Origin of the sequence: Burkholderia sp. CpTa8-5, assembly GCF_017815045.1 — a bacterium.
In the GTDB taxonomy this organism is placed as follows: domain Bacteria; phylum Pseudomonadota; class Gammaproteobacteria; order Burkholderiales; family Burkholderiaceae; genus Burkholderia; species Burkholderia sola.
Map to the genome: position 1 here is coordinate 108,604 of NZ_JAGIQD010000002.1, position 26,420 is coordinate 135,023.

24 protein-coding genes and 1 pseudogene are annotated in these 26,420 nt (G+C 67.5%); 10 read left to right on the forward strand and 15 right to left on the reverse strand.

The genetic code is table 11. The features are described from left to right. Positions 1 to 10: 10 nt before the first annotated feature. Positions 11 to 865, reverse strand: a complete 855-nt coding sequence (panB, locus tag J8I35_RS03885; RefSeq protein ID WP_209924551.1) for a 3-methyl-2-oxobutanoate hydroxymethyltransferase — start codon at positions 863 to 865, stop codon at positions 11 to 13. A gap of 77 nt (positions 866 to 942) precedes the next feature. Between panB and J8I35_RS03890 the strand changes: the two genes are divergently transcribed. Further along, complete coding sequence (locus J8I35_RS03890; protein ID WP_050018091.1) at positions 943 to 1,761, forward strand: helix-turn-helix transcriptional regulator; 819 nt, start codon at positions 943 to 945, stop codon at positions 1,759 to 1,761. A 13-nt stretch (positions 1,762 to 1,774) separates the two neighbouring features. Here the strand turns inward: J8I35_RS03890 and J8I35_RS03895 are convergent. Together J8I35_RS03895 and J8I35_RS03900 are read right to left on the reverse strand one after the other, a co-directional pair. Further along, positions 1,775 to 2,306: pseudogene (locus tag J8I35_RS03895) on the reverse strand (methylated-DNA--[protein]-cysteine S-methyltransferase). Beyond that, a complete protein-coding gene (locus tag J8I35_RS03900; protein ID WP_209924552.1) occupies positions 2,303 to 3,775 on the reverse strand; it encodes an AlkA N-terminal domain-containing protein in 1,473 nt (490 codons plus the stop codon). Before J8I35_RS03900 ends, J8I35_RS03895 begins: the two are co-directional and overlap by 4 nt. Before the next feature lie 323 nt (positions 3,776 to 4,098). Between J8I35_RS03900 and J8I35_RS03905 the strand changes: the two genes are divergently transcribed. Continuing rightward, on the forward strand, positions 4,099 to 5,391 hold the full coding sequence (locus J8I35_RS03905; protein WP_050018104.1) for an MFS transporter: 1,293 nt from the start codon (positions 4,099 to 4,101) through the stop codon (positions 5,389 to 5,391). A 78-nt stretch (positions 5,392 to 5,469) separates the two neighbouring features. Here J8I35_RS03905 and J8I35_RS03910 read toward each other — a convergent pair whose 3' ends face one another. Then, positions 5,470 to 6,573 (reverse strand): LacI family DNA-binding transcriptional regulator, encoded by a 1,104-nt coding sequence (locus J8I35_RS03910; protein WP_209924553.1) that lies wholly within the window; start codon positions 6,571 to 6,573, stop codon positions 5,470 to 5,472. A 71-nt stretch (positions 6,574 to 6,644) separates the two neighbouring features. Between J8I35_RS03910 and J8I35_RS03915 the strand changes: the two genes are divergently transcribed. Beyond that, a complete protein-coding gene (locus tag J8I35_RS03915; RefSeq protein ID WP_124654161.1) occupies positions 6,645 to 7,481 on the forward strand; it encodes an NAD(P)-dependent oxidoreductase in 837 nt (278 codons plus the stop codon). Positions 7,482 to 7,500: 19 nt separating this feature from the next. Here J8I35_RS03915 and J8I35_RS03920 read toward each other — a convergent pair whose 3' ends face one another. Next, positions 7,501 to 7,821, reverse strand: a complete 321-nt coding sequence (locus J8I35_RS03920; protein WP_050018096.1) for a DUF1330 domain-containing protein — start codon at positions 7,819 to 7,821, stop codon at positions 7,501 to 7,503. A 178-nt stretch (positions 7,822 to 7,999) separates the two neighbouring features. After that, complete coding sequence (locus tag J8I35_RS03925) at positions 8,000 to 8,458, reverse strand: MerR family transcriptional regulator (protein ID WP_209924554.1); 459 nt, start codon at positions 8,456 to 8,458, stop codon at positions 8,000 to 8,002. Between the two features lie 78 nt (positions 8,459 to 8,536). On the opposite strand from J8I35_RS03925, the gene J8I35_RS03930 reads away from it, so the two are divergent. Beyond that, positions 8,537 to 9,769, forward strand: a complete 1,233-nt coding sequence (locus J8I35_RS03930; protein WP_209924555.1) for an NADH:flavin oxidoreductase/NADH oxidase family protein — start codon at positions 8,537 to 8,539, stop codon at positions 9,767 to 9,769. 82 nt (positions 9,770 to 9,851) lie between these two features. On the opposite strand, the gene J8I35_RS03935 is transcribed toward J8I35_RS03930, so the two are convergent. The 4 genes from J8I35_RS03935 to J8I35_RS03950 all read right to left on the reverse strand — a co-directional run bounded on the left by J8I35_RS03935 (position 9,852) and on the right by J8I35_RS03950 (position 14,659). Then, positions 9,852 to 11,975 carry a TonB-dependent receptor gene (locus tag J8I35_RS03935; protein WP_209924556.1) on the reverse strand — a complete coding sequence of 708 codons (2,124 nt, stop codon included), beginning with the start codon at positions 11,973 to 11,975 and terminating at the stop codon, positions 9,852 to 9,854. A 40-nt stretch (positions 11,976 to 12,015) separates the two neighbouring features. After that, complete coding sequence (locus J8I35_RS03940) at positions 12,016 to 13,485, reverse strand: PepSY domain-containing protein (RefSeq protein ID WP_209924557.1); 1,470 nt, start codon at positions 13,483 to 13,485, stop codon at positions 12,016 to 12,018. A gap of 242 nt (positions 13,486 to 13,727) precedes the next feature. Next, positions 13,728 to 14,213 (reverse strand): hypothetical protein, encoded by a 486-nt coding sequence (locus tag J8I35_RS03945; protein ID WP_209924558.1) that lies wholly within the window; start codon positions 14,211 to 14,213, stop codon positions 13,728 to 13,730. Positions 14,214 to 14,335: 122 nt separating this feature from the next. Continuing rightward, a complete protein-coding gene (locus J8I35_RS03950) occupies positions 14,336 to 14,659 on the reverse strand; it encodes a hypothetical protein (RefSeq protein WP_050018102.1) in 324 nt (107 codons plus the stop codon). 144 nt (positions 14,660 to 14,803) lie between these two features. On the opposite strand from J8I35_RS03950, the gene J8I35_RS03955 reads away from it, so the two are divergent. Together J8I35_RS03955 and J8I35_RS03960 are read left to right on the forward strand one after the other, a co-directional pair. Next, positions 14,804 to 14,953, forward strand: a complete 150-nt coding sequence (locus J8I35_RS03955; RefSeq protein WP_204384038.1) for a hypothetical protein — start codon at positions 14,804 to 14,806, stop codon at positions 14,951 to 14,953. A gap of 296 nt (positions 14,954 to 15,249) precedes the next feature. Further along, positions 15,250 to 15,882 carry a LysE family translocator gene (locus tag J8I35_RS03960; protein ID WP_204384040.1) on the forward strand — a complete coding sequence of 211 codons (633 nt, stop codon included), beginning with the start codon at positions 15,250 to 15,252 and terminating at the stop codon, positions 15,880 to 15,882. 69 nt (positions 15,883 to 15,951) lie between these two features. Here J8I35_RS03960 and J8I35_RS03965 read toward each other — a convergent pair whose 3' ends face one another. After that, complete coding sequence (locus J8I35_RS03965) at positions 15,952 to 17,580, reverse strand: NADP-dependent glyceraldehyde-3-phosphate dehydrogenase (protein WP_050017283.1); 1,629 nt, start codon at positions 17,578 to 17,580, stop codon at positions 15,952 to 15,954. Between the two features lie 815 nt (positions 17,581 to 18,395). Between J8I35_RS03965 and J8I35_RS03970 the strand changes: the two genes are divergently transcribed. Next, a complete protein-coding gene (locus J8I35_RS03970) occupies positions 18,396 to 20,525 on the forward strand; it encodes a TonB-dependent siderophore receptor (RefSeq protein ID WP_050017282.1) in 2,130 nt (709 codons plus the stop codon). 87 nt (positions 20,526 to 20,612) lie between these two features. Continuing rightward, complete coding sequence (locus J8I35_RS03975; RefSeq protein ID WP_050017290.1) at positions 20,613 to 21,074, forward strand: hypothetical protein; 462 nt, start codon at positions 20,613 to 20,615, stop codon at positions 21,072 to 21,074. Positions 21,075 to 21,093: 19 nt separating this feature from the next. Here J8I35_RS03975 and J8I35_RS03980 read toward each other — a convergent pair whose 3' ends face one another. Continuing rightward, on the reverse strand, positions 21,094 to 22,050 hold the full coding sequence (locus tag J8I35_RS03980; RefSeq protein ID WP_124594199.1) for a LysR family transcriptional regulator: 957 nt from the start codon (positions 22,048 to 22,050) through the stop codon (positions 21,094 to 21,096). Between the two features lie 222 nt (positions 22,051 to 22,272). Here J8I35_RS03980 and J8I35_RS03985 point away from each other — a divergent pair, with 222 nt between their 5' ends. Continuing rightward, a complete protein-coding gene (locus J8I35_RS03985; RefSeq protein ID WP_050017280.1) occupies positions 22,273 to 23,301 on the forward strand; it encodes a DUF1338 domain-containing protein in 1,029 nt (342 codons plus the stop codon). A 239-nt stretch (positions 23,302 to 23,540) separates the two neighbouring features. Here J8I35_RS03985 and J8I35_RS03990 read toward each other — a convergent pair whose 3' ends face one another. The 3 genes from J8I35_RS03990 to J8I35_RS04000 all read right to left on the reverse strand — a co-directional run bounded on the left by J8I35_RS03990 (position 23,541) and on the right by J8I35_RS04000 (position 24,384). Next, positions 23,541 to 23,738, reverse strand: a complete 198-nt coding sequence (locus tag J8I35_RS03990; protein WP_050017279.1) for a CsbD family protein — start codon at positions 23,736 to 23,738, stop codon at positions 23,541 to 23,543. Positions 23,739 to 23,794: 56 nt separating this feature from the next. Then, positions 23,795 to 24,145, reverse strand: coding sequence for a BON domain-containing protein (locus J8I35_RS03995; RefSeq protein WP_050017278.1), 351 nt, complete (start codon positions 24,143 to 24,145; stop codon positions 23,795 to 23,797). Positions 24,146 to 24,219: 74 nt separating this feature from the next. After that, on the reverse strand, positions 24,220 to 24,384 hold the full coding sequence (locus J8I35_RS04000; protein ID WP_162838130.1) for a hypothetical protein: 165 nt from the start codon (positions 24,382 to 24,384) through the stop codon (positions 24,220 to 24,222). Positions 24,385 to 24,776: 392 nt separating this feature from the next. Here J8I35_RS04000 and J8I35_RS04005 point away from each other — a divergent pair, with 392 nt between their 5' ends. Next, the gene (locus J8I35_RS04005) at positions 24,777 to 26,312 is read left to right on the forward strand and encodes a helix-turn-helix transcriptional regulator (protein WP_209924559.1); all 1,536 of its coding nucleotides are present in this window, start codon (positions 24,777 to 24,779) and stop codon (positions 26,310 to 26,312) included. The last annotated feature ends 108 nt before the right edge of the window (positions 26,313 to 26,420 follow it).

Genomic DNA, 26,420 nt, shown 5'->3' on the forward strand with positions numbered 1-26,420 from the left:
TCGTCCCGCATCACGCAGTCGGGGCCGCGCCCGGCAGTTGCAGCGGCTTGCCGTATCCGAAGCAATGCGCAGGTTCGGGAAACACGCGCTGCCGCACGTCGTGCGCGTACTGGCGGATCGCGTCGCGCATCACCGCGTTCGCATCCGCGTAGCGCTTCACGAAGCGCGGCGTGTACGCATCGAACGCGCCGATCATGTCCTCGGTCACGAGCACCTGCCCGTCGCACGCGGGCGATGCGCCGATGCCGATCGTCGGGATCGTCAGCGTTTCGGTCAGGTGGCGCGCGAGCGCTTCGGCGGTGCCTTCGATGACGACACTGAATGCGCCGGCCCGCTCGGCCGCGCACGCGGCGTCGAACACCTGCGTGGCCGAACGCGGGTTCATGCCCTGCGCGCGGAAGCCGCCCGTCGCGTTGGCCTGCTGCGGCATGAGGCCGACGTGCGCCATCACCGGAATGCCGCGATCGGTCAGGAAACGGATCGTGTCGGTCATCTCGCAGCCGCCTTCGAGCTTCACGGCCTGCGCGCCGGTTTCGGCGAGGAGCCGCGCGGCGGAGCGATAGGCTTGCGCGGGCGATTCCTGAAACGTGGAGAACGGCAGGTCGACGACGACGCACGCGTGCGCGGCGCCGCGCACGACGGCCGCCCCGTGTGCAATCATCATGTCGAGCGTGACGCGCAGCGTATCGGGCATCCCGTACAGCACCATGCCGACGGAGTCGCCGACGATGATCACGTCGGCCACGTCGTCGACGAGTTTCGCCATCGGCGCGGAATACGCGGTCAGCGACACGAGGCTGCCGATGCCTTTGGTCGAGCGGATCGCGGTGACGGTCTTGCGGGTGATGCGGGTATGAGCGCTCATGGGCGGAAGCCGTGTGACAAAGGAGCCGCCACGGTAGCATCGCGCTCGTTCGTGCAATGACCTTCGGAGGACGTCTTATGTTGCTGGCGGGACAACCCGGCGACCCTTACGCAGTGCCGCCGATGGCGCGCCTGCCGAGGCCGCTGTACGTGCGTGCGTTCGGGATTCCTCGCAACGTGAGCGTCGACGCGCACAGTCATCCGTGGGCGCAACTGATGTATGCGACGAGCGGCGTGCTCGAGGTGACGACACCGTCGAGCCGGCAACTGCTACCGCCGCACTATGCGATGTGGATTCCGCCGCACGTGCCGCACGCGGTGTCGACGCGCGATTGCGTCGCGTTCCACAGCCTGTATCTCGACGCAGCCATCGCGCGCGGCGACGTGAACGACGATTGCACGATCCTCTGCATGACGCCGCTGCTGCGCGAACTGGTGCTCGCGACCGGCGAGTTGCCGGTGAACTACGACGAGACGGGGCCCGACGGTGCGCTCGTGTGCCTGATCGCGGACCGGATCGCGCGCATGCAGCCGGCGCCGCTCACGGTGCCGCTCCCGCGCGATCCGCGCCTGCTGAAAATCGCGCGTGCGCTGCACGCGGCGCCGGGCGATACGCGCAGTCTCGACGAATGGGGCCATCAGGTCGGCGCGACGCGGCGCACGCTATCGCGGCTGTTCCGGCAGGACACGGGGCTGTCGTTCACCGAATGGCGGCAGGCCGTGCGGCTGCTCGCGTCGCTGCCGCTGCTCGATGCGGGGGCACCGATCGGCACGGTGGCCGCGCAACTGGGTTACGACTCGACGTCGTCCTTCATCGCGCTGTTCCAGGCGAAATTCCGCGTGACGCCCGGCGCGTATGCGAAGCGTGAAGCGCGTCGGCCGGTGTTGAGCGCGTGATGAACGTCGGCAATCAGAACGCGAGCGCCTGCTGCATCGGTTGATACGCGCCGCGCGAAAACCCTGCACCTTCGAGCGACAACAGCGCGCGTTTCCGTTCAATCCCGCCCGCATAACCGGTCAGGCTGCCTGACGCGCCGACCACGCGATGGCACGGCACGATGATCGATATCGGATTGCGGCCGACCGCGCCGCCCACCGCGCGCGCCGCTCATCGGCAATCCGATGCGCTCGGTGATGTCGCCGTACGACACGAGTTCGCCGAACGGAATCGCAAGCAGTTCCTTCCATACGCGTTGTTGAAACGCGGTGCCGCGCAGGTGGATCGGCACCGAGAACGTGTCGCGCGCGCCGGTGAAGTACTCGGCGATTTCTTCCGCGACCCGGCGTGCGACCGGCGACCTGGCGAGCGCGTCCGCTTCGCGCACGATCGCCACCGACGGAAAGTATTTCTGGCCGACGAAGTACAGGCCGGTCAGCGCATCGTCCTCGATGCGCACGGCGATGTCGCCCAGCGGGCTCGGAATCAGGTGAGCGGGAGTCATCGCGCTACATCTCCATGAAGGCGCCACCCATGCAGGGCGGCATACGCGCGCCACGGCGCCCAGCGCGCCGCCGCGTGCGGTGCGGAGGACGGCCCGCGCGCGAGTTCGGTGCGAGCGGGCAGCCACGCGTCGTCGGCCGGGAACGCGTTCGGCCAGGCCATCGCGCGCATCGCGACGTACTGCACCGCGCGTTCGTCGAAGCCGGGCAGCGCGCGCAGCGCGGCGAGCGTCGCGTCGAGCGGCGCCATCGGTTCGAGCGCGAGCGTGCCGTCGTCGATGGCGCGGGCGACGGACACGATCGCGCGCGCCGTGTCGTGTTCGATGCCGATCGTTTCGAGGGCCGAAGGCGGCAGCGCGGCCAGCGTCGCGGCGCAAGGCAGTGCATGCGTGAGGCCCGGCGGCGCGCCGTCGACCGCCGTGCCGAAGCGTTCCGCGAGGCGGGCCAGCGACGGCGTATCCGCCTGCGCCGACGCAAGCTGCTCGCCGACGATCGCACGGATCGCGATCTCGATACCATCGAACGCACCGGGCACGCGCAGGCCCGGCGAGCCGCTTGCGAGATCGCCGAGATGCGCATCGATCACGTCGGGGCGGCTGTCGAGATCGAACAGCCGGCGCACGCGTGCGAGCACGGCCGGCACGACCGGCGTCAGCGCGGGCGACACGGTGACGGCCAGCGCGAAGCGCTGCGGCAGGTGCGCGACGGACAGCCAGCCGGTCACGCGGCGGCCGTCGTTCCGGTCGGGCAGGTCGACGATCCGGGCATAACGCTGCGCGTCGATCCGCTCGACGCCGTCGATCTGCCGCTGCGCGAGAAAACGCATCAGGTCGGCCCACGCGAACGGCGGCCGGTACGGCAGCGGAAAGGTCATGTCGCCGTCGGCCGCTGCACCGGCCCCCTTGCGCAGCCGCAGCGGATTGAGGCCGTAGCGCTGGCGGAACAGGTCGTTGAAGCGCCGCACGCTGCCGAAGCCGGCCGTCGACGCGACGACGGCCACGGGCAGCGCGGTATCGGTCAGCAGCCGCTTGGCCATCAATAGCCGCTGCGTCTGCGCGAACTCGACGGGCGACACGCCGAACTGCGCGCCGAAGATCCGCCGCAGATGGCGTTCAGTCACGCCGACGCGCCGCGCGAGCGCATCGACGGAATGCGCGTTCAGGAAACCGTCGTCGATCAGCGTCGCGGCCGCGTCGGCGAGATTGCCGGCCAGGTCGAGCAGCCCGTGGCCGGGCGCGAGCTCGGGTCGGCAGCGCATGCAGGGCCGGAAGCCGGCTTTCTCGGCGGCCGCGGCGGTCGGGTAGTAGCTGCAGTTTTGCGCCTTCGGCGGCTGCACCGGGCAGACGGGGCGGCAATACACGCCGGTCGTCGCCACGCCGACGAAGAACCAGCCGTCGAAGCGGCGGTTCCGCGAAAGCAGGGCGTCGTAGCAGGTGTTGGGATCGAGGCGCATGCGACGACTGTAAACCATCCTCGCGGTCGATTCTGGCTGGAATCGGACGTGTATGTCGGCCGCCCTGCGCCTGCCGCGCCGCGGCGGGAAAATCAGCGGAAAAACGGTTAATGCCACTCTGCGAAACAGTCGTCTCTTTTGCCGCGACCAATTTGAGATGACTCATCGAAATCCCCGACTGACACGGTACCGGCACGCGGCCTATCCTTTGAAAAACGTTTTCCAGATTGGTTGGTGAAAAGGGCCCGTGCGTCAGCGCGTGGGCCGTTCGCCCCGGCGCCGGTCGCCGGTCAACGAACTTCGTGCGGCGCGACGGGCGCGACCGCGCATCGGAGACATTCATGCCTTCTGCCGTCGTCGGCGCGGTGCGCGCGGCCGCCAGCCGCTACCGCTGGACCGTTTGTGCGCTGCTGTTTTTCGCGACCGTCATCAACTACATGGATCGGCAGATCCTCGGCCTGCTCGCGCCGATGCTGCAGCACGACATCGGCTGGAGCCAGGTGCAGTACGGCCGCATCGTGATGGCGTTTTCGGCGTTCTATGCGCTGGGTCTGCTCGGCTTCGGGCGCATCGTCGACTGGCTCGGCACGCGCGTGTCGTACGCGGTGGCGATGCTGGTATGGAGCATCGCCGCGATGCTGCACGCGGCGGTCGGCTCGGTGACGGGCTTCGCGGCCGTGCGCGCGCTGCTCGGGATCGGCGAGGGCGGCAACTTCCCGGCCGCGATCAAGACGACGGCCGAATGGTTTCCGCGCCGCGAACGCGCGCTCGCGACCGGCATCTTCAACTCGGGCGCGAACATCGGCGCGGTGTTCGCGCCGGCGATCATCCCGGCGATCGCGGTGGCCTACGGCTGGCGCGCGGCGTTCGTGATCATCGGCGCGATCGGCATCGTGTGGCTCGCGGTGTGGCTGGTGATGTATCGCACGGCCGACACGCGCGCGCTCGCCGCGGAATACGACGAGCCGCGCGACGAAGCCGAGGCGCTCGACGCGGCGAACGCGAACGCCGGCGCGCCACGCTGGGGCGAACTGATCCGCAAGCGCGAGACGTGGGCCTTCCTGGTCGGCAAGTTCCTGACCGATCCGGTGTGGTGGTTCTACCTGTTCTGGCTGCCGAAGTGGCTGAACGAGTCGCGCGGGATGGACATGCAGCACATCGGTTTGCCGCTCGTCTGCATCTATGCGCTGACGACGGTCGGCAGCATCGGCGGCGGCTGGCTGTCGTCGATGCTGCTGCGGGCGGGCTGGAGCGTGAACCGGGCGCGCAAGACGGCGATGCTGATCTGCGCATGCTGCGTGTTGCCGATCGCATTCGTGTCGCAGGTGCAGAGCCTGTGGATCGCAGTGCTGATCGTCGGCCTCGCCGCGGCCGCGCACCAGGGCTGGTCGGCGAACCTGTTCACGACCGCGTCCGACCTGTTCCCGCGCCGTGCGGTCGCGTCGGTGGTCGGCATCGGCGGGATGGCCGGCTCGATCGGCGGCGTGCTGTTCTCGGAAGTGATCGGCCAGGTGCTGCAGCGCACCGGCCACTACTGGGTGCTGTTCGCGATCGGCGCGTCGGCCTACCTGATCGCGCTGGCCGTGATGCACGTGCTCACGCCGAAGATGAAGCCCGCGAAACTCGATGCGTGATGGCGTATCGGCCAAGCGACAACGCCGCCCTCGGGGCGGCGTTTTCAGTTCGGGGACGTGACGCGCGTCGCGATCGCGTCAGCCGGCCGACGCCGTCGACGCGCGCATGATCAACCGCGGCTCGAACGTCGAATAGCTCGCGTCGGTGCGCCCGGCGAGCGCGTCGATCAGCTTCTGCATCGCGAGCTCGCCCATGTTCTCGCTCTGGATGTCGACGGTCGTCAGCGCGGGCGCCGCGTATTCGCCGTACGGCACGTTGTCGATGCCGGCCACCGACACGTCCTGCGGCAGCCGGAAGCCGAGCGACGCGGCTTCCTTCATGAAGCCGAGCGCGATCAGGTCGTTGTAGCAGATCACGGCCTGCGGGCGCTGCGGCCCGAGCATCACGCGTGAGCATGCGCGCTCGCCGGCCTCGGCGGTCGGCGCGTGCGCGTCGTGCACGTCGAGCGTGAGCCCCGCTTCGGCGAGGCAGTCGCGCGCGCCCTGGATCCGTTCGTCGTTCACGCGCGCGGTGCCGAAGCCGAGATACGCGATGCGCGTATGGCCGAGATTGAGCAGGTGGCGCGCGAGCATGTAGGTCGACAGCCGGTTGTCGATGCCGACGCTCGGAATCGGCAGGCCGGGGCTGCGGCGCAGCAGCACGAGCGGCTTGTTGAGGTCGAGCATCCAGCCCGCTTCGTCGTCGGGCATCCGCGTGCTGACGATCAGCCCGTCGACGCGCTGCGCGAGCGCCTCGATCAGCGAGCGTTCGCGCGCCTGGCTCTCTTCGGTATCGACGAGCAGCAGCGTGTAGTCGTGCTGCAGCGCGACGCGGTTCGCGCCTTTCACGACGTTCGTGAAGTGCGGGTTGCTGATGTCGAGGATCACGAGGCCGATGGTGCGCGTGCGGCCGGTGATCATCGAGCGCGCGAGCGGGTTCGACCGGTAGCCGAGCCGCTCGATCGCCTCCTTCAGCCGTGCCTCGACGGTCGGCGAGAAGCGCTGCGTGCCGTTCACGTACTTCGATACCGTCGCGACCGACACGCCGGCTTCCGCGGCCACGTCGCGGATCGTCGAGGAAACTTTTTTCATGCTAAGGGTAACGTTTTCGTTCGATAACGCCCGATTGTGGCAGAAAAAGCCGGCGCGCAGATCGCAGCCGATATCGGGAAAGTGCGGATGGCTGCGAGCAGCTTCGACCATTGACGCTCGGCGTCGCGTCCGCGTATAGTTGGAAAACGTTTTCCGTCTTAGGTCAGATCCAAGGAGATTCGATGAACGCCTCATCCCCCGCCGCTGGCAAACCGTTCGGCCGCCTGCTGCTGACGGGCGCGGCCGGCAACCTCGGCCGCCAGTTGCGCGGCGCGCTCGCCGACTGGGCCGACGTCGTGCGCGTCAGCGACATTGCGGCGCTCGGTGACGCGGCCGCACATGAAGAGCTCCGCGTGGTCGACCTGGCCGACCGGCCGGCCGTGATGGATCTCGTCGACGGCGTGGACGCGATCGTCCACCTCGGTGGCATTTCGGTCGATGCGCCGTTCGACGATCTGGTCGGCGCGAACATCACCGGCACGTACAACCTGTACGAAGCGGCGCGCAAGCACGGCGTGAAGCGCGTCGTGTTCGCGAGCTCGAACCATGCGATCGGTTTCCACCCGGTCACCGACGTGCTCGACGCCGACGCGCCGCTGCGTCCCGACAGCCTGTACGGCGTGACGAAGTGCTTCGGCGAATCGCTGTCGCGCTACTATTTCGACCGCTTCGGGATCGAGACGGTATGCCTGCGGATCGGGTCGTCGTTCGAGGTGCCGAAGAACCCGCGCATGCTCGTCACGTTTCTCAGCTATCGCGACTTCATCGAGCTCGTGCGCTGCTCGCTGCTGACGAACCGCGTCGGGCACGCGATCGTCTACGGCGCGTCGGACAACCCGGTGAAGTGGTGGGACAACACGAAGGTCGGCTTCCTCGGCTTCCGCCCGCGCGACAGTTCCGAGCAGTTCGCCGGGCTGTTTCCGGTGACGGCGCCGACCGCCGAGTACGACGATCCCGCGCAGCGGTTCCAGGGCGGCGGGTTCGTCGTCGGCGAGCCGATGGAGCGGAAGGCGTCGTAAGCATCGTCGGCGTCGAGCCTCAACGCAGAATGTCGGTCGCCTTGTGCCGCTCGTCGACGCCGTCGATCAGGATCAACGGGCCGCTCGCGTGCCGTGCGCGCAGCGGCTGGATCTGCCGGTACGCATCCGATTCGTACCATTCGCGCGCGGTGTCGAGATCGGGAAACGCGATCGCGATCAGGTCGCCGCGCCACACGCCTTCGCGCACTTCGGGCCGTGCGCCGTGAATCACGAAATGGCCGTCGTACGGCGCGAGCGTGCCATCGATCCGTTCGAGGTACTCGACGATGTCGTCGCACATGTCGACGTCATGCAGGTGGGCGATGGCGTAGGCGGTCATGGCAGGCTCCTTGTCGGGATGCGGTTCGAGAGTCGATGGAGCCATGATCGCGGCGCGCGCGGCGCGCGTCGATTACCTGCGACGTAAGCAACTCGCGACAACCGCGTTACATCGTGCTTCAGGCCGCGTCGCGCATGGATCGACGGGACGGTGCCGTGCAATTCCGCATCGCAATCGATCACGCCCGCTTGCGCGCCGGCCGCACGACGGGCAAGGGCTCCAGCGGCTCGGCAGCCTGCTCGCACAGCCGATCGAGCATCCGCTGCGCGGCACCCGCGCAATCCTCGCCGGCCGGCTTGTTCTCGATCTCGTCGATCAGCGCTTCCAGATGCTGCCGGTTCTGCGCGAGACGCCGTTCGAGCAGCGCGATTTCGTCGACCTTGTGCCGCAGCGCGACCAGCAGCTGATCGTGCGGCCATGCGCCGAGATCCGGCGGCAGCACCGCACGGATCTCGTCGAGCGAGAAGCCCGCGCCCTGCGCGCGGTCGATGATCGCGAGCCGCGTCAACGCTTCCGGACCGTACTCGCGATAGCCGTTCGCCTGCCGGCGGGCCGGCTCGAGCAGGCCGCTCGCCTCGTAGAAGCGGATGCGCGACGCCGCGAGGCCGCTCGCCTTCGCCAGTTCGCCGATTTTCATGGTGGGCTCCAAAAGGGCTTGACCTTAAAGTTGACTTTAAAGTTATCGTGGGCCATCGTCAATCGAGGACCTGCCACCATGAATCTGTTTGCGCCCCTCACACTGCCCAACGGGGCGGTGATTCCGAACCGTCTGGCCAAGGCCGCGATGGAAGAAAACATGGCCGATGCGGACCACGCACCGTCCGACGCGTTGCTGCGCCTGTACCAGGCGTGGGCCGACGGTCAGGTCGGGCTGATCCTGACCGGCAACGTGATGGTGGACGGCTGCGCGATGACGGGACCGAACGGCGTCGTGCTCGAAAGCGACGCGCATCTCGACCGATTCCGTCGCTGGGCGCAGATCGCGCGCTCGGGCGGCGCGCACGTATGGATGCAGATCAATCACCCGGGGCGGCAGATGCAGGCGGCGCTCGGCCAGACGACGCTCGCGCCGTCGGCTGTGCCGCTTGCGATGGGGGCGCTGTCGAAGCAGTTTCCGGTGCCGAAGGAAATGACGGCAGCCGATATCGCCGACGTGCAGCAGCGCTTCGTGCGCGCCGCGCAGCTCGCGGAGCAAAGCGGTTTCACCGGCGTGCAGGTGCACGCGGCGCACGGCTATCTGCTGAGCCAGTTCCTGTCGCCGCTGACGAACCGCCGACAGGATCAATGGGGCGGCAGCATCGAGAATCGCGCGCGCCTGCTGCTCGATATCGTGAAGGCGGTGCGCGCGACGGTGTCGCCGGCATTCGTCGTCGCGGTGAAGCTGAACTCGGCCGATTTCCAGCGCGGCGGTTTCAGCGCGGACGACGCGAAGCGCGTGGTCGAACTGCTGAATCCGCTCGGCGTCGATCTCGTCGAACTGTCGGGCGGCAGCTATGAAGTGCCGGCGATGCAGGGCGAGGCGCGCGACGGGCGCACGCTCGCGCGCGAAGCGTATTTCCTCGAATTCGCGCGCGACATCACGGCCGTCGCGCGGATGCCGCTGATGGTTACGGGCGGTATTCGGCGCCGCGCGGTGGCCGAGCAGGTGGTGGACAGCGGCGTGGCGATGGTCGGCATCGCGACCGCGCTGTCGATCGACCCGAACCTGCCGCGCGACTGGCGCGCCGGCAAGGACAGCGCGCCGGTGCTGCAGCCGATCCGCTGGAAGAACAAGGCGCTGGGCGCGCTGGCGAACATGGCCGTCGTCAAGTTCCAGCTCACGCGATTGAGCGAAGGGCGCCGCACGCACCCGCAGGTGTCGCCGCTGCGTGCGCTGGTGCGGCAGCAACTGGCCGCGCAATGCCAGACGCGGCGCTACCGGAAGTGGATGGCGGGCCCGCGTGCGTGACGGGCGCGGGCGGGCTGGCAGCGGCGCGACCGGACACTGACCGGCCCGCCGCCGCGCACCCGTTGCGCGCCGGCGCGCCGCATCAGAACCGGTAGTTCGCCAGCACCTCGAACCGCCGGTCGTTGCCGAGCAGATACTGCGTTTCGTTGTAGTACGCGGACTGCACGTAGCGGCGATTGAACACGTTGTACGCGCGGGCGGTGATCGTCGTGTCCTTGCGCGGCTTCCATGCGAGGCCGAGATCGACGGTCGTGTACGACGGCATCACGAGCTGGTTCGCGGTATCGGCGAACCGCTTGCCGACGTATTTCACGCCTGCGATACCCGTCCAGTCTGGCGCAAAGCGCCAGCTCACCCACAGGTTCGCGAGCCGCTGCGGCACCGACACCGGCACGTTGCCCGCGCGCGACACGGCCGTGCCGCCGGACGACTGCTGGAAATCGTCGTATTTCGCGCGCAGGATCGACACGTTCGCATCGACGCGCCAGTCCTTCGCGATCTCCGCGCCGACCGTCGCCTCGAGCCCGCGCGACGACTGCTGGCCGACCTGGATCGACTGGTTCGGGTTCACCGGGTCGGCCGTCAGCAGGTTGCGCTTCACGATCCGGTACGCGGCGAGCGTCCATTCCGCCTTGCCGTCGAGGAACGACTGCTTCACGCCGATCTCGATCTGCCGGCCGGTCGCGAGCGTGAAGTTCGCCTTCGACGCATTCAGCGACAGCAGCGAGCTGACCGGATCGGCCGCGACCGAATACTGGCCGTACACGGCGAGGCCGGGCTGCACGTCGTACACGGTGCCGATGCGCCAGCCGGTGTTCGCGAACACCTTCGTGAACGCGCCGCCGTTCACGAGATCGTCGCGGTTCACGCTCGCGTGGTCGTAGCGCAGCCCGCCGATCACCGACCAGCGCGGCGTGATCTCGAGCCGGTTCTCCGCGAACAGCGCGTACTGGTTCGACTGGCTGCGGTACTTCGGAAACGTGCCGGCCGTATTGATGAAGCTGCCCGGATCGAAGTCGAACGGATCGACCGTCGACGTGCCCGCATACGGCGAGTTGTTGTCGTGCTGGAACGTCGTGTGGTTGAACTCGACGCCCGCCGAAAACGTGTTGCGCATGCCGAACAGCGCGCCGCCGACGGTGGCCGTCGTCACGTTGCCGTATTGCTCCTGGTCGTGAAAGATCTCGGTGTAGCTGCTGCGCCGGACTTGCGCGCTCGATGGCAGGTACGTGTAGTACTCCGCATCCTTCCAGTGACGGTTGCTCTTCATCCGGTAGAGCGTGCTCGTCACGTTCAGGCTGTCGCTCGGCTGCCAGTTCGCCGAGACGGTCGCCCAACTGTCGCGGAACGCGATGTCGGCGTCGCCCACGTTGTAGTTCTTCTTGTCGAGCGCGCGATCGCGCGCACCGTTGACGAGCGGCACGCCGAAGTACTGCATCGGATGCATGAAGCCCTGCGCGTACGACGCCGTCACGAACAGGTCGGGCGTCACGTCGTAACGCAGCGCGCCGGAGACCGACAGGTTGCGCGAATTGCCGTGATCGACCCAGTTCGACGATCGGTTGCCGCTGATGTCGAAGCGGTACGACAGCCTGTCGTTGATCGCGCCGCCGCTGCCGAACGCGGCCCGCGCGGTGCCTTCGGTGCCGCCGCCGACCTGCAGTTCGTTGCGGATCGGCGTGCGTGTCGGCTTCTTCGGGACGATGTTGACCACGCCGCCGATCGCGCCTTCGCCGTAGATCACCGAAGCGGGGCCGCGCAGCACGTCGATATGGTCGACCGACCACGTGTCGAACGGGAACGTGACGCCGATCGCGCCGTACGGGCGCACGCCGTCGTAGAGCTGCGTGACCGACGACGCGCCGACGAAGCCGCGCGCGGCGAGCTCCGAGTTGCCGTTGCCGGGATGCGGCGACGCGCTGATGCCGGCGGCGCGGCTCACGGCGTCGATGATCGAACGGTCGCCGCGCGTGTCGAGTGTCGCGCGGCTGATCTGCTCGACGCTCGCGGGCGTTTCGAGCGACGACAGCCCGAGATGGCTGCCGGTGTCGAGCGGTTGCATCAGCGCGGGCGCCTTCTGCGCGTCGACGCGAATCGGTGCGAGCGTGGCGCCGCTGCCGTCGACGCCGTTTTCCTGTGCGTGTGCGTGCCCGGCCGGCGACAGCGCCGCGAGCACGGCAGCAGGCAGCATCAATCTGAACTTCATTGCTTCGGTTTCCTTCGAATGGGGGAAGCGCTTGCGTCGGTCACGCCGCGGCGCGTGCCGCGCGGCCGAACAGCAGCCGGTCGAGCAACCAGACCGCGACGATCGTCAGCCCCATCAACGGGAACACGATGCCGAGCAGCACGAGCCCGGCGATCCAGCCGCGCATCGGCGGCGCGCCGCGTTCGCGCGACGGTGCGCCCAGCGTCCGGGCCGGGCGGCGCTTCCACCACATCACGGTGCCCGTGACGGCCATCGCGGCCAGCCCGAGCGACAGCACCGCGCAGAGGATCTGGTTCGCGAGCCCGAAATAACGGCCCATGTGCAGCGACGTGCCGTACGACACCGCGCGCGATACCGCGCCGTAGTCGTCATAGCGGATGTCCTTCAGCACGGCGCCGCTGTACTGGTCGACGTAGATCGTGCGTTCCGCCTTCGGGTCGGCCGGAAAGTACGACGCGGTGAACACGCCGTCCGCGCCGGCCGGCAGCGCGAGCGTGTAGCCGCTCGTCACGCCGAGCCCGGCGACGATCGCGATCGCGCGGCCTAGCGGCAGCGGCGCGGGCGTCGGCGCGGACATTGAATGCGGGACGGGCACGTTGCCGACCGCCCACGGCGTTTGCGGCAACGGCAAGTCGTCCATCACCATCCCGGGCATCGATTTGTCCGATTCGTGGTGATGGCCGGACGGGATGGCGGCCGGCGCACGCGCAGTGTCGGCCACCGCGGCGGCGCCCGGGCGCGTCGAGCGCACCGACGCACCGCCCCACGCGCCTTCCGGCGCGCCGAGGTTCACGGTCGCGGCGAGCGCCTTGAAGTTCTTGCCCCACGAGCCCGACCACGGCAGCCCGGACAGGATGAACGCGATCGTGCCGGCCGCGAGCCAGATGCCGGCCGTCGCGTGAAGGCTCTTCCACAGCGGCCGGCCGCGCAGCGACAGGTCGGGCTGCAGCGCGCGCCCGACGCGTGCCGCGCCGCGCGGCCACCACAGCGCGATGCCCGTGCCGATCATCACGAAGGTCCAGCAGGCGGCGAGTTCCATCAGCAACTCGCCGGTCTTGCCGAGCAGCAGCTTGCGATGCAACATCCGGTCGACCTGCATGAAGCGGTTCTCGACGCTCAGCGTGCCGAGCACGCGGCCGTCGTACGGGTTCACGTACACGCTCTCGCGGCTGCCGTCGCGCAACCGGAAAACGTACTCGGCGCTGCGGTCCGGCGCGGCGGAGACTTGCACGGAAACCGGCGTCGCGCCGGCCGGCATCGCGGTGCGGGCGCGAGCGAGCAACGTGTCGGCATCGAGCCGCGGCGTCGCGCGCGGTTCGACGACCAGCCGGTGCGGATACAGCAGCGGCTCGATCTGCGGCTGGAAGCAGTAGAGCGTGCCCGTGATCGCGAGGATCACGAGGAACGGCATCACGAACAGGCCGGCATAGAAATGCCAGCGCCAGAGCGTCCGGTAACCGGCGCTGGCGGAACGGGCGGGCGAGATGGCCCGATCGACGATGGTCGACATGGTGTGAACTCCTCGGGTTCGTCGAGCGGCGGGGCCGGCGCGGGCCGGCGGCCGTCAACGTGCGTCGCACCCGCGTGCATGCGTCGGCGCGGCAGGCGGCACCGCGCGCTGCGCAAACGGGGCGCAGGGCGGCGTCGCCCGCGCGACGCGGGCATGCGGGTGAACGCGTGAATCAGGTCGGGCGAAACGAACGGCGTGAACGCGCATGCACGTCGACGTGCATGCGTCACAGGACGGAACGTTCAGCAGAACCGGGGAGGCGCGCGGGAGGGCGGGCGATCGTCGAATATCGATCGCACGAAAGGAGGGCTGTAGAAGTGAACGCGGAAGCGCCGCGGCGCCGCCGCGGGAAACAGCAGCACCAGCAGCACGAACGACGCGAGCGCGGTGAACAGCGCGGCGCCGAATGCGCACAGGCCGTCGCCGTCGCCGGAGGATGCGGCCTTGTCGGCGTGCGCGTCATGCTTGAGTGCATCGACGAGCGCGAGCGCATCGTTGGCCGGCGTGATCGGCGCGCTCGCGTCGAAGCGGGCGGCCGGTGCGGCGCCGGCGACGATCAGCGGACCGCGGCCCGAACACAGCACCACCGAGCCCGCCTCCGGACCGTCCGGATCGAGCATCACGGCGCCCGACATCAGCGCGCGGGACAGCAGCGTCACGAGGAGCAACCCCCACAGCCACTGTCGCGCGACGCCTGGCCGGAGCAGGAAGCGGCGAAGTGCGTTCATGGCGCGCGATTGTACCGCCGTTTGCGCGCAGGAGCAGGCGGGCCGTGCGTGTGCGGAGGCGAATCGCGCCTGGCCGGCGTGGCCGCAAGGGACGTGCGCGGCCTCCGGTCCGTTGCGCCGGCTTACACCGGATACGCGTCGTCGACCTTCAGGTTCGCGAGCCGGAACAGCGTGCGCAGTGTCTGCGGATGAATGTCGCGATGCGCGGCGAGCGACGTCAGCATGAAGTCGAGCACCTTCGCGTAGCGCAGCAGCACGAGGCAGCGCGCGAGATCGGGCGTGCGGCCGCGCATGTCTTCGGCGAGCGTGACCATTTGCGTCGACAGCGTGTGCGCCATCTCGAGTTCCATCTGCTGTTTTTCGGTCCAGTCGGGCAGCGGCTGTTCGAGCACCTTCGCGAGGAAGAGCTGGAACGACGAATCGGACGAGTTGGGCTGCGCATCCATGGAGAGCCTCGTTGCGTGTGCATGTCGTACGGGCGGATCCGGGGAGCGCCCGAGGGTGAATTCATGTCCGCGCGGTAACGGGCGCGGCTTCTGCCCGAACGGAATGCAGATTCCGTACCAGCGCCGCCGCACGATTGTTGAGTAATGTTGAGCCGCGATCCGGCATCGCGCGGCGAGTCCCGTCGGGACTGGATCGCGCAGGCGATCGAGGAGCGTGTCTATCGGCTGCAGGCAGACGGTATCGGACGCCGGAAGCGGCGCGACGATGCGAAATGCTTCACGGATGTAACGTAACGCGGGCATCGGGCGCGTCGCGCGTTTCTGCCGGCGAAAGGCCGCAACGGCGCGTGCCGGGTGGTTCGGCCACGCCCGTCGTGCGTTCGCCGACGGGAAACGACTGCATGGAGCGCCCGCCGCCGCATCGCGCGAACCGGCGGCGAATGCGCCAGTTGTTTCAAAACAGAGACGGTCCGGGCGTGGCGATTGGTTGCATGGCCACACAACTGGCCCAGCGAATTGCCGTGCAATTGTCCATGGGCAGACGGCGCAGGTTTGCCAACAATCTCCCGATCGTCTCCGCGAGCTTCGACATGAACGTCCACGCCTTCTTCTCCGCCAACCTGCTGCTTGCCTACACCGCGTATTTCATCGGCACGGCCAGTCCCGGGCCGAGCAATCTCGCGATCATGTCGGTCGCCGCGAACCAGGGCCGCAAGGCGGCGTTCGCGTTCGCGCTCGGCGTAATGTCGGGGTCGATGTTCTGGGCGACGGTGGCGGCGCTCGGCGTCTCGGCCGCGCTGCTCGCGTGGTCGAAGCTGCTGGTCGCGATCAAGGTGTTCGGCGGGCTGTACCTGCTGTGGCTCGCGTTCAAGTCGGCGCGCACGGCGTTGTCCGGCCCGCCGGCGGCAGCGGCGAACGCCGCGCGCGAGCAGCGGCTGTCGCGCTTCTACGTGCGCGGCGCGATGCTGCACCTGACCAATCCGAAGGCGATTCTCGTGTGGGTGTCGATCGTCGCGCTGTCGTCGAACGGCGCGGGCGGCGCGCACGGCGCCGTCGTGCCGGGTTGCCTCGCGATCGGCTGCCTGGTGTTCGGCGGCTATGCGCTGGTGTTCTCGATGGACGGTGCGCGCCGGTTGTACGTGCGCGGGCGGCGCGCGATGGAAGCGTGTCTGGCCGTGGTGTTCGGCGTGGCGGGGTTTCGGCTGTTGGCGACGAACGTCTAGCCGACATGTGCCGGCATCCCTCCGCCGCACCGACGTGCGACGGAGGCGCCGGCATCGATCAATACCGCTTCAGAAAATGAAGCCCGTATTGATGAACTTCGAGTGGTGATCCGACACGATCGAATCGAGCAGCTGCTTGCTGCTGTCGGTCTGCTTCGCCGCGACCATCGAGCGGATCGAGAACGCGCGCAGCGCATCGCTCACCGACAGCGTGCCTTCCGCCGAATCCTTGCGGCCCGCGAACGGGAACACGTCGGGCCCCCGCTGGCACTGGCAATTGATGTTCACGCGGCATACCTGGTTCACGAGCGGATCGACGAGCGCGCCGATCTGCGCGGGATCCGAACCGAAGATGCTGACCTGCTGGCCGTGTTCCGACGTCGTCACGTAGTCGAGCGCGGTGTCCACGTCGTCGAACGGCGCGACCGGAATGATCGGCCCGAACTGCTCCTCGCGGTACAGCTTCATCCCTTCGGACACCGGATACACGACGGCCGGGTAGAACAGCGTCTTGCTGAACTCGCCGCCCTGATGGTTGACGACCTGCGCGCCCAACGCCCTCGCGTCGTCGATCGCGTCGGTCATGTACGCGGTGCGATGCATGCCGGGCAACGGCGTGATGCTGACGCCCTTTTCCCACGGCATGCCGATCTTCAGCTGTTCGAGCGCGGCGGTGAAGCGCTTCAGGAATTCGTCGACGATCGAGCGATGCACGAGCAGCATCTTCAGCGCGGTACAGCGCTGGCCGTTGAACGACAGCGCGCCGAGCAGGCACTCCTTCACGGTGAGGTCGAGATCGGCGTCGGGCAGCACGATCGCCGCGTTCTTCGCGTCGAGGCCGAGGATCGCGCGCAGCCGGTGCGACTTCGGATGCTGCTTCTTCAGGTGATCGGCGACCTTGCTCGAGCCGATCAGCGCGAGCACGTTGATCTTGCCCGACGCGAGCATGTGCGGCACGACCACCGCGCCCGGCGCGTAGATCGTATTGATCACGCCCTTCGGGAACGCGTCGCGGAACGCTTCGAGCAGCGGTTCGAACAGCAGCGTGCCGTACTGAGGCGGCTTGAACACCACGGTATTGCCCATCAGCAGCGCGGGGATCAGCGTCGCGAAGGTTTCGTTCAGCGGATAGTTGTACGGGCCCATGCATAGCACGACGCCGAGCGGCGTGCGGCGGATCTGGCCGATCGTGCCTTCCGCGATCACGAAGCGCGAGTTCGCGTTGTCGAGCTCCTTCAGCGCGTCGATCGTCTGCGTCATGTACGTGACGGTGCGGTCGAACTCCTTCTGCGAATCGGCGAGGCTCTTGCCGATCTCCCACATGATCAGGTTCACGACGAGTTCGCGCTGCGCGACCATCCGCTTGATGAAGTCCTGCATGCACGCGATGCGCTGCTCGACCTTCATTGTCGGCCACTCGCCGCGGCCGGCGTCGTACGCGCGCACCGCGGCGTCGAGCGCCGCGTCGCTTTCCGTTTCGCCCATCACCGGGTAGCTGCCGATCTCGACCTGCTCGACGCTGCCATCCGCCTGCCGCACGCACACGGGCGACAGCACGGTCTTGGTCGCGCCGTCCCACGGTCGCAATTCGCCGTCGACGAGCGACACGCGCTGGTGAATCGGCGAAGCCAGCCGGAATTCGGCGGGGATGTCCTGTAATGCGGGAAACAGGTGCTGCAGGGAGGCGGAATCGGGCATGACGGTCTCGTTTGACGGGGTGTCCGGGAAGGACGGGCGATGCGAATCCTGAACGGAATGATCCTCGATCCTGAATCGGCATCATGACGCGCACGCGAGCGCGCGTCACGCACGAACATGGCCGATTCAACGAATGGAACCAGTTCCATTTAAAAGGAACGTCGCGACGAATGCAATACAGAGGGAATCGTGTCGCAATTACCGTAAGCATTTGGAAAGACTGTTGCCGAATCGCCGGTATAACAGCTTGAGTGCAACCGCAAACGTTTTACTTCGGCAGGATTGAGCGGATAATGGCCCGACGCGGTGAGGAAAAAAATGCAGTGAACCTGAGAGCAGACGTAGTGAAGAACAGAAGAAGATCCGCCGCGCCGCCGATACGAGGTCGGCTGGCCGGAGCGCCGGGCCGGGGTTGCCCGGTCCGGCGCACACCGGACTATTGAATCCGTCCCGCCTGCTTGTCCCGATCCTTCGTGATCCTTCCCAGTTTCTCCGTCGCCCTCCCGAATCCCGCCTTTTACCGATCGTTGCCGCATGAGGCGACTGATCCAATGCTTTCTTTTTCATTACGATGCGGGCCGCCAAATGGCCTGAATAGAAAGGCATTCGTCAGGAATGCGGGGCGCGATAAGCGTTCACGTTGCGGGCAGGCGACACGATGAAAATTAATTAAAAACACGAATCATTCTCGTTTATTATTTCGCCGCATTACGGGCCGTGACGGGGCGTCACGGCTTTTTTCGTGCCGGTTGCGCCGGCCGGCAGCGATACGCGCCGGCCGTTCGCCGTTTTCTTCACCCCCTTCCACGTTCACGATGAAACTCAACACGAGCGCGTGCCATGCGCTTCTGATCGCCACGTCGCTGGCCGGCGCCCGCACTTCGTTTGCGCAGGCGGCCGACGCCGCGGCGACCCTGCCCGCGATTTCCGTCAACGCGGCCGCCGAGCATGCGTCGTACGACGGCGGCCATTCGCGCGCGGCGACCAAGACCGACATGTCGCTGATGGACGTGCCGCAGACCGTGAACGTCGTGCCGCACGCGGTGATCGAGGATCAGAACGCGACGTCGCTGCAGGATGCGTTGCGCAACGTGCCGGGCGTCGGCTTCTCGGTCGGCGACGGCCAGCGCGACCAGATCACGATCCGCGGCTTCAACAGCATCACGGACCAGTACGTCGACGGCATTCGCGACGATGCGCTGTACTACCGCGACCTGTCGAACGTCGATCGCGTGGAGGTGCTGAAGGGGCCGGCGGCCGTGCTGTACGGGCGTGGCTCGGCGGGCGGCATCGTGAATCGCGTGCTGAAGCGGCCGCAGGCGAACCCGGTGAACGACGTGGGCGTGACGCTCGGCACGCGCGGCGAGCGGCGCGGCGAATTCGACCTCGGGTGGAACCCGAACGACGCGGCGCGCTTCCGCATGACCGGCGCGGCCGAGAATTCGAACAGCTTCCGCGACCAGTTCCAGCTCAACCGGCAGGCGATCGCGCCGTCCGCGCAGTTCAAGCTCGACCGCGACACGGTGCTGAACGTCGAATTCGACTACCTGCACGACCGCCGCACGTCCGACCAGGGAGTGCCCGCGTATCGCGGCCGGCCGGTCGACGTGCCGATCAACACGTACTACGGGTCGGCCGACGGGGTGAACAGTTCGTACAACGACGTCTCCGCGAAAAGCGCGACGGTGTCGCTCGATCACCGCTTCAACGATTCGCTGTCGTTCCACGGCGCGATCCGCGCGTACGACTTCTCGCTCGAGCGGAAGAACTACGTGAACTACGAGCCGATCAAGACTGCCGCGCACCCGGTCGTCACGCTCGACCAGTCGACGCGCCAGCGTACCGATCACGGCATCGACGGGCTGTTCGAACTCACGCAGAAGACGTCGCTGTTCGGCATGCGCCACGAGCTGCTGTACGGGCTGGAGCTGTCGCAGCAGCAGAAGTTCGACACGATCTACAGCGTGACGAAGGTCGCGACCTACGATCTCTTCAATCCGCAGCCGGTCGTCCTGCCCGGCGTGCCGACCGGCACGCGTGCGAAGACGAACGCGTCGACCGTCGTCGGGCTCGCGGGCGTCTACGCGCAGGACCTGATCTCGCTGACCGAACACTGGAAGGTGCTCGCGGGCCTGCGCTTCGACTACCTGAACCAGATCCGCCACGACTACACGTCGTCGAACGTCAATCTCGACCGTACCGATCATGCGTGGAGCCCGCGCGTCGGGCTGATCTACGAACCGCTCGACTGGCTCACGCTGTACGGGTCGTTCAGCCAGTCGTTCTCGCCGCTGGCCGACACGCTGATCAGCTCCGGCGCGTTCTCGAACGGCGCCGCGCTCGCGCCACAGAAGACCACCGCGTATGAAGTCGGCTCGCGCTTCGACCTCGGCGGCAAGGCGACGGCCAGCGTCGCGCTGTTCGACATGCGCCAGACCAACCAGCAGATCGGCGATCCGGCGAATCCCGGCTACGCGCTGCCGATCGGCACGCAGCACGTGCGCGGGATGGAGCTCGGCTTCACCGGCGAGATCGCGCCGAAGTGGTCGGTGTATGCGGGTTACGCGTACCTGAACGGCACGGTGGACGGTTCCGCGCAATCGACGGCGGCCGGCCTCGCGGTGTCGAGCAACACGCCGGGGCTGATGCCGCGCCACAGCGCGAACCTGTGGCTCAAGCGCGAGTTGCCGTACGGCTTCTATGCGGCGGCCGGCATGCAGTTCCAGTCGGCGCGCTATACGTCGGCGAGCGATCTCGTCACGCTGCCGTCGTTCACGGTGTTCAACCTGGGCGCAGGCTATCGCAGCAAGAAGGTCGACGTGACGCTCACGCTCGACAACCTGTTCAATCGCCGCTACTTCATCTCCGCGCACGGCAACGCGGACCTGTACAACATGCCCGGCGATCCGCGCACGCTGACCGCCACGGTGAAGTGGCACATGTAACGCACGCGGTGCGCGACAATGCGGGTCTTCGTCACGATGATCCGCACTTCGCTGCCCATGATCCGCCCCGCGATTGATGTCTCGAGCATGACCGGCCGCGCCCGCGCGCTGTTTTTATCTTTGCTGGCGTGCGGCCCGCTCGCGGCCGGGGCGCAGACGATCCCGGCGGATGCCGAGCCGGCTTGCCATGCGATGCAGATCGACCGGACGATCACGCTGTCGGGGCGTTACGCGCTCGACTACGGCGACGAATCGATCGGGTCGGACGTGTGGTTCGAAGAGGACGACGCATCGGCGCGACGCTTGCCCGCCCGCTCGCAACGCGCGGGCGTGATCGTTTTCACGAACCAGCACGAGGCGAGACGCGGGCTACGGCTACCGGCCGTGCAACCCCGCGGCGTATGCCGGTTCGACGGGCGTGCGACGCTCGTGATCCGCGATCTGGAGACGGCGTGTCCCGGGCTGGAAACGCCCGATCGTGCGCGGCTGGTGAAGGTCGTGGCGGCCGACGTGCCGTCGCGACACGCATGCGCAGCCGCCGCGCGATGACGCCGGTGCGACGCCGCCGTTACTCGACGTCCTCGTCGTCTTCCTCATCTTCCGCATCGGCGTCGTGCGCATCGCGCTCCGGCGCCGCATACGCGCTCGCCTGTTCGAGCAGCCAACTGCGGAACGATTCCAGCGGCTTGCTGTGGCTGAACTCGGTCGGATACACGAGGTAGTACGCCGAATCGCCGACGGTTGCCGCATCGCACGGCACGACGAGGCCGAGCTGCTGCAACTGTTCCTCGACGAAGAACTTCGGCACGAGCGCGACGCCGAGCCCGGCCGCGGCCGCGCTGATCAGCATCGTATGCAGTTCGTAGCGCACGCCCTGCATCGTGCGGATGTCCTCGACGCCGTGCGTCTCGAACCACTGCGCCCACGCGCCCGGGCGCGTCGTCGAGTGCAGCAGCGGATACGCGAGCAGATCCTCGACACGCTCGACCGGCCCGTTCAGCAGCGCGGGCGCGCAGATCGGCACGACTTCCTCGCCGAACAGGTAGTCGGACGACGTGCCGGGCCAGGTCGGCTTGCCGTAGTGGATCGCGGCTTCGAAGTGCGTGTCCTCGAACGAGAACAGGTCGGTGCGGCTGCCCATGTTCACGCGCACGTCCGGCGTGCGGTCGTAGAAGCTCTTGATGCGCGGAATCAGCCAGTGCGACGCGAAGGTCGGCAGCACCGCGAGTTCCAGGTAACCGCCGCCGCTGCCGTGAGCGATGATCGACAGCGTGTCGCGGTCGAGCGCTTCCAGCGCGCGCCGCACCTGCGTGCCGTACAGCTTGCCGGCGCGCGTCAGCACGACGCGCTGCTTCACGCGCGCGAACAGCCGCACGCCGAGGCTCGCCTCCAGCGTCGCGATCTGCCGCGACACCGCGCTTTCGGTCAGGAACAGCTCCTTGGCCGCGTGCGTGAAGCTCTCGTGGCGGGCGGCGGCTTCGAACGCCACCAGCGCGCCCATGTTGGGGATCTTGAATTTGCGCATGATGCTCGATTCATCTGATAAAAAGGGCCACTCCGGACGGGAGAGAGACGAGCGAAAAACGGCTGATAATTCCAAAAACTCATCACGTCTCAATTTAATCTCGCTTTACGCCCCGCTGCAACCCTTTGAATAATGCTCCCCACGCAAGGTCAGGCGCTCGTGGGGCGGCCGGCCGACGAGTTGCCGGCACGTTTGCCGGCGGTCCCCGACACGAGAATCCCGATGCGCAATCCGAATATCGACAGCCTGCTGACGAAGCTGCTGGGACAGGCGAAGACCGACGCCCTGTTCTCGACCCTGAACATGCCGGCCATCCTCGAAGAATGGGAAGACGGCGTCGTGACGCGCGCGGAAATCGCGCAGGCGATGAATATGGCGCTGTTCGAAGGGCTGCTCGAGCGTTCGGCGAACGGCCGCGCGTACACGGCCGACGCGGTCGAAAGCGGCGGCTCGGTCTATTTCGACCACGGCGCGCTGCGCACGGTGCGCTGGCCGCACACGGGCGCGCTGCCGCCGGGCGAGGCCGCGTTCACGCGCATCCTGCGTCCGCTCGGCTTCCGCCTGAACGGCCGTTACCCGCTCGACAAGCTCGGCATGACCGGCCGCGCGTATGCGCATGAAGACGCGCCGGACGAAATCGCCCAGTTCTTCGTCAGCGAACTGCACCCGGAGCGCTTCTCGAAGGAATTCCAGCAGGCCGTGACGAACGTCGTCGGCTCGTCGCGCGATCCGCTGTCGCCGGCGGCCGTCGCGCTGCTGTGGGAAGTCGAGCGCGAAGGCTGGCTGTCGCTGGAAGCCGCGCATGCGCTGCTGCCGGAGATCGTCGGCGCGTTCGCGCGTCAGCACGACGTGCCGAACGAACTCGACTACGAGACGCTGCTGATGGAATCGGCGGAAATGGCGTGGATCGCGACCGAGGGCAATGCGTTCAATCACGCGACCGACCGCGTCGCCGACGTGTTCAAGCTGTCCGACGACGAGAAGGCGAAGGGCCGGCCGATGAAGCCGGAAGTCGAACGCTCGCGCTCGGGCCGCGTGTTCCAGACGGCCTATCGCGCGGATACGGTCGAGCGCGAGTTCCGTACCCGCGACGGCGGCACGGTCAAGCGCAACGTGCCGGGATCGTTCTACGAGTTCATCACGCGCAAGCGCACGTTCGACCAGGCGGCGCGTCGCTGGGTGACCGACCTGCGCTTCGACGCGGGCAACGCGCAAGGCATCTTCAAGATGACGGCAAACGCGGCGAAGTAAGCGCGACGCATCGCATACAGCATGCGAAAGCAGACGGGCCGGCGGCTGGTGTCAGCCGTCGGCCCGTTTTCGTCGACGGGGCGTCACGTGCATCAGAAGAGGTGCGTGACCAGATAAAACAGCACCAGCAGCCCGATCGGTACACCGAGCAGCCATGCGATCAGATATTTGCCCATGTCGTTGTCCTCCGCGTGGCCGCGACGCGGTGCGCGTCGCGGCGGGGTGAGACGACTGGCGCGTTACAGCTCGCGGTCGAATTCCTTCAACTGCCTCTCGGCTTCGTCGCGGGCGATCCCGTAACGCTCCTGGATCTTCCCGGCCAGATAATCGCGATTGCCTTCCGCGACCTGGAGATCGTCGTCGGTCAGCTTGCCCCACTTGGCCTTCAGCTTGCCGGTGAGCTGTTTCCACTGACCCTTGATCTTGTCTTCGTTCATGGTGTGCTCCTTGTGTACGGGGAGAAAAGTGCGGCGGTCGGCCGCCGCGTGGTAGCTCAGCCCTTCGCCTTCAGGCCGGATGCGTCGACGTGCTTCACGCCCTTGACCGCGCGCGTCACGGCGACGGCCTTCTTCACGGCGGTCTTGGTCGGCAGCACGCCCGTGAGCGTGACGACGCCGTCGACCGTCTTCACGCTGACGTCAGTGCTTTCCACGCCCTTGGTGGTGGCGAGTTCACCCTTCACCTTGGTCGTGATCCATGTGTCGGTGACAGGCTGGTTCGATTCGGTCGCCATGCCGCTGTCGGTCGACGAGGCTTGGGCGTGCGCGTTCGTGAGCGGGGCAGCGGAAAGCAGGAAAGCCGCGCTGACGGCGAGCAGCGTCGAAAGGTGCGAGGTCTTGTTCATTGATGTTCTCCTTCGATTGGCGGGTTGAATCAGTTGCTGCGGGAGCACGGATCGTTCCCGTGCACTTCGGCGCGTTAGCGGGCGATCGGCGTGTCGTAGCCGGGCTCGCGCGGCGGCATGTCCGGGCGCGGCACGTCGGGCGGCAGCGGCACCGGCGGATCGGTGCCGGGCGCCGGTTCGGGCGGGTGATCCGGGGCCGGCTCGGGCCGCGTCGGATCGGGTGTCTGTTGCAATTTCATCCGGTGTCCTCCTCTGCGGTATGAAAGGGCGGCGCCTGAGCGCCGATGCAGTACCAGCGTACCGACGCGAACGCGAGCGGACATCGCGCAAATTCACCTGATCGGCTAGTGCGTTTGCACTGGGGACGGAACGGACGGGCGGGCACGCGACGTGCACCATGACCTGGGCAATGCTGCGTGACGGGCGCGCGGGCTGCGCTGCGCCATTGGGCGGGGCGCCGCACGAAACGCGGGCGGCGTGCGAATGTACTATTCGAGATAGTGCATCCGCGCCTGTCGCGCCGTTGCGCCGCACGTGATCATCGCCGCACCCGCCGGCCGGCGCGTGACGCTGCAACGGGCGCCCGGCCGCACTGTTGACGCTCATGTTTGACGACAGGGACAACGAATCGATGAACGAACCAGTAGACGAACAGGTGCTCAAGTCGCATACCGACCGGCGCCAGCTGCACCAGATCATCGCGGGACTCACCGAGGGCGTGATCCTGATCGAGCCCGACCAGCGGATCGTCTGGGCGAACGAGGCCGCGCTCGCGATGCATGGCGTGACCGAGCTCAAGGCGCTCGGCGCGAACGTCACCGAATACCGCGAGCGGTTCCGGCTGCGCTACCGGAACAACCATCCGGTGCGCGACGGCCACTATCCGATGGATCGCGTGATCGCCGGCGAGGAGTTCAGCGACGTGACGGTCGAAGTCGAATCGGCCGCCGACGAATCGGTGAGCTGGGTGCACCGCATCCGCAGCCTCGTGCTGACGAACGCGGCCGGCGCACCCGACTGCCTCGCGCTCGTGCTGCACGACGCGACCGAATGGGCGAGTGCCGAGGAGCGCTTCGAGCGCACTTTCAACGCGAATCCGGCGCCGGCCGTGATCTGCCGGCTCGACGACCTGCGCTACGTGAAGGTCAACCAGGGCTTCCTCGACATGACGGGCCACGCACGCGACGACGTGCTCGGCCGCTCGGTATACGAGGTCGACGTGCTCGAACAGGCCGAGCGGCGCGAGCTGGCGATCGAGCGTCTCGGCGAAGGCGCGACGATCCCGCAGATGGAAGCCGTGCTGAAACTGGCCGACGGCAGCACCAAGGCGGTGGTCGTCGCCGGGCAGCCGATCGACATGAACGGCGAGGCGTGCATGCTGTTCACGTTCATGGATCTCGAGCCGCGCAAGCAGGCCGAGCGCGCGCTGATGCAAAGCGAGGAACGCTTCGCGACCGCCTTCCGGATGGCGCCGGTCGCGATGGCGATCGTCACGGCTGACGGTTTCGAGCTGCTCGACGTGAACGACGCGTTTGCCGCGATGACAGGCCACGCGCAGCCCGACCTGCTCGGCAAATCCGCGGACGAGATCGGGCTGTGGGCCGAACGCGGCGTATGGCCGCGCATCGAAGGCCGGCTCGTGCGCGACGGCAACGTGCGCAACGCGGACGTGCAGATCCGCACGCGCGACGGCGATGTCCGCGATTGCGTCGTGTCGGCCGACCCCGTCGCGATTCACGGGCGCGACTGTTTGCTCGTCGCGCTGCTCGACATCAGCGATCGCAAGCGCACCGAGATGGAGCTCGTCTATGCGATCGAGACCGCGATGCAGGATGCGTCGTGGTTCAGCCGCACGCTGATCGAGAAGCTCGCGAACGTGCGGCGCGCGAATGCGCCGGATGCGGGCGCGCAGTTGTCCGACCTGACCGCGCGCGAGCGCGACGTGTTCGACCTGCTGTGCCATGGCCTCGCCGACAAGGAGATCGCCGGTCGTCTCGGGCTGGCGCCGAACACCGTGCGCAATCACGTCGCGACGATCTACGCGAAGCTCGACGTGCACAGCCGCGCCGAGGCGATCGTCTGGGCGCGCGAGCGGGGGATCGTCGGCGCGGCCGCGGCCGAAACGAACGGCGCGCGTGGCGACAAGGGCGGCGCGAACAAGGACTGACGGCGTTCGGTGCGAATGCACCATGCGCACTGGTGCATCCGCATCTGCCGCGCGCGGCGCCCGCTTGCGATCCTGTCCGCTCGGCGGTGCCGCGCAGGCCGCTGCATT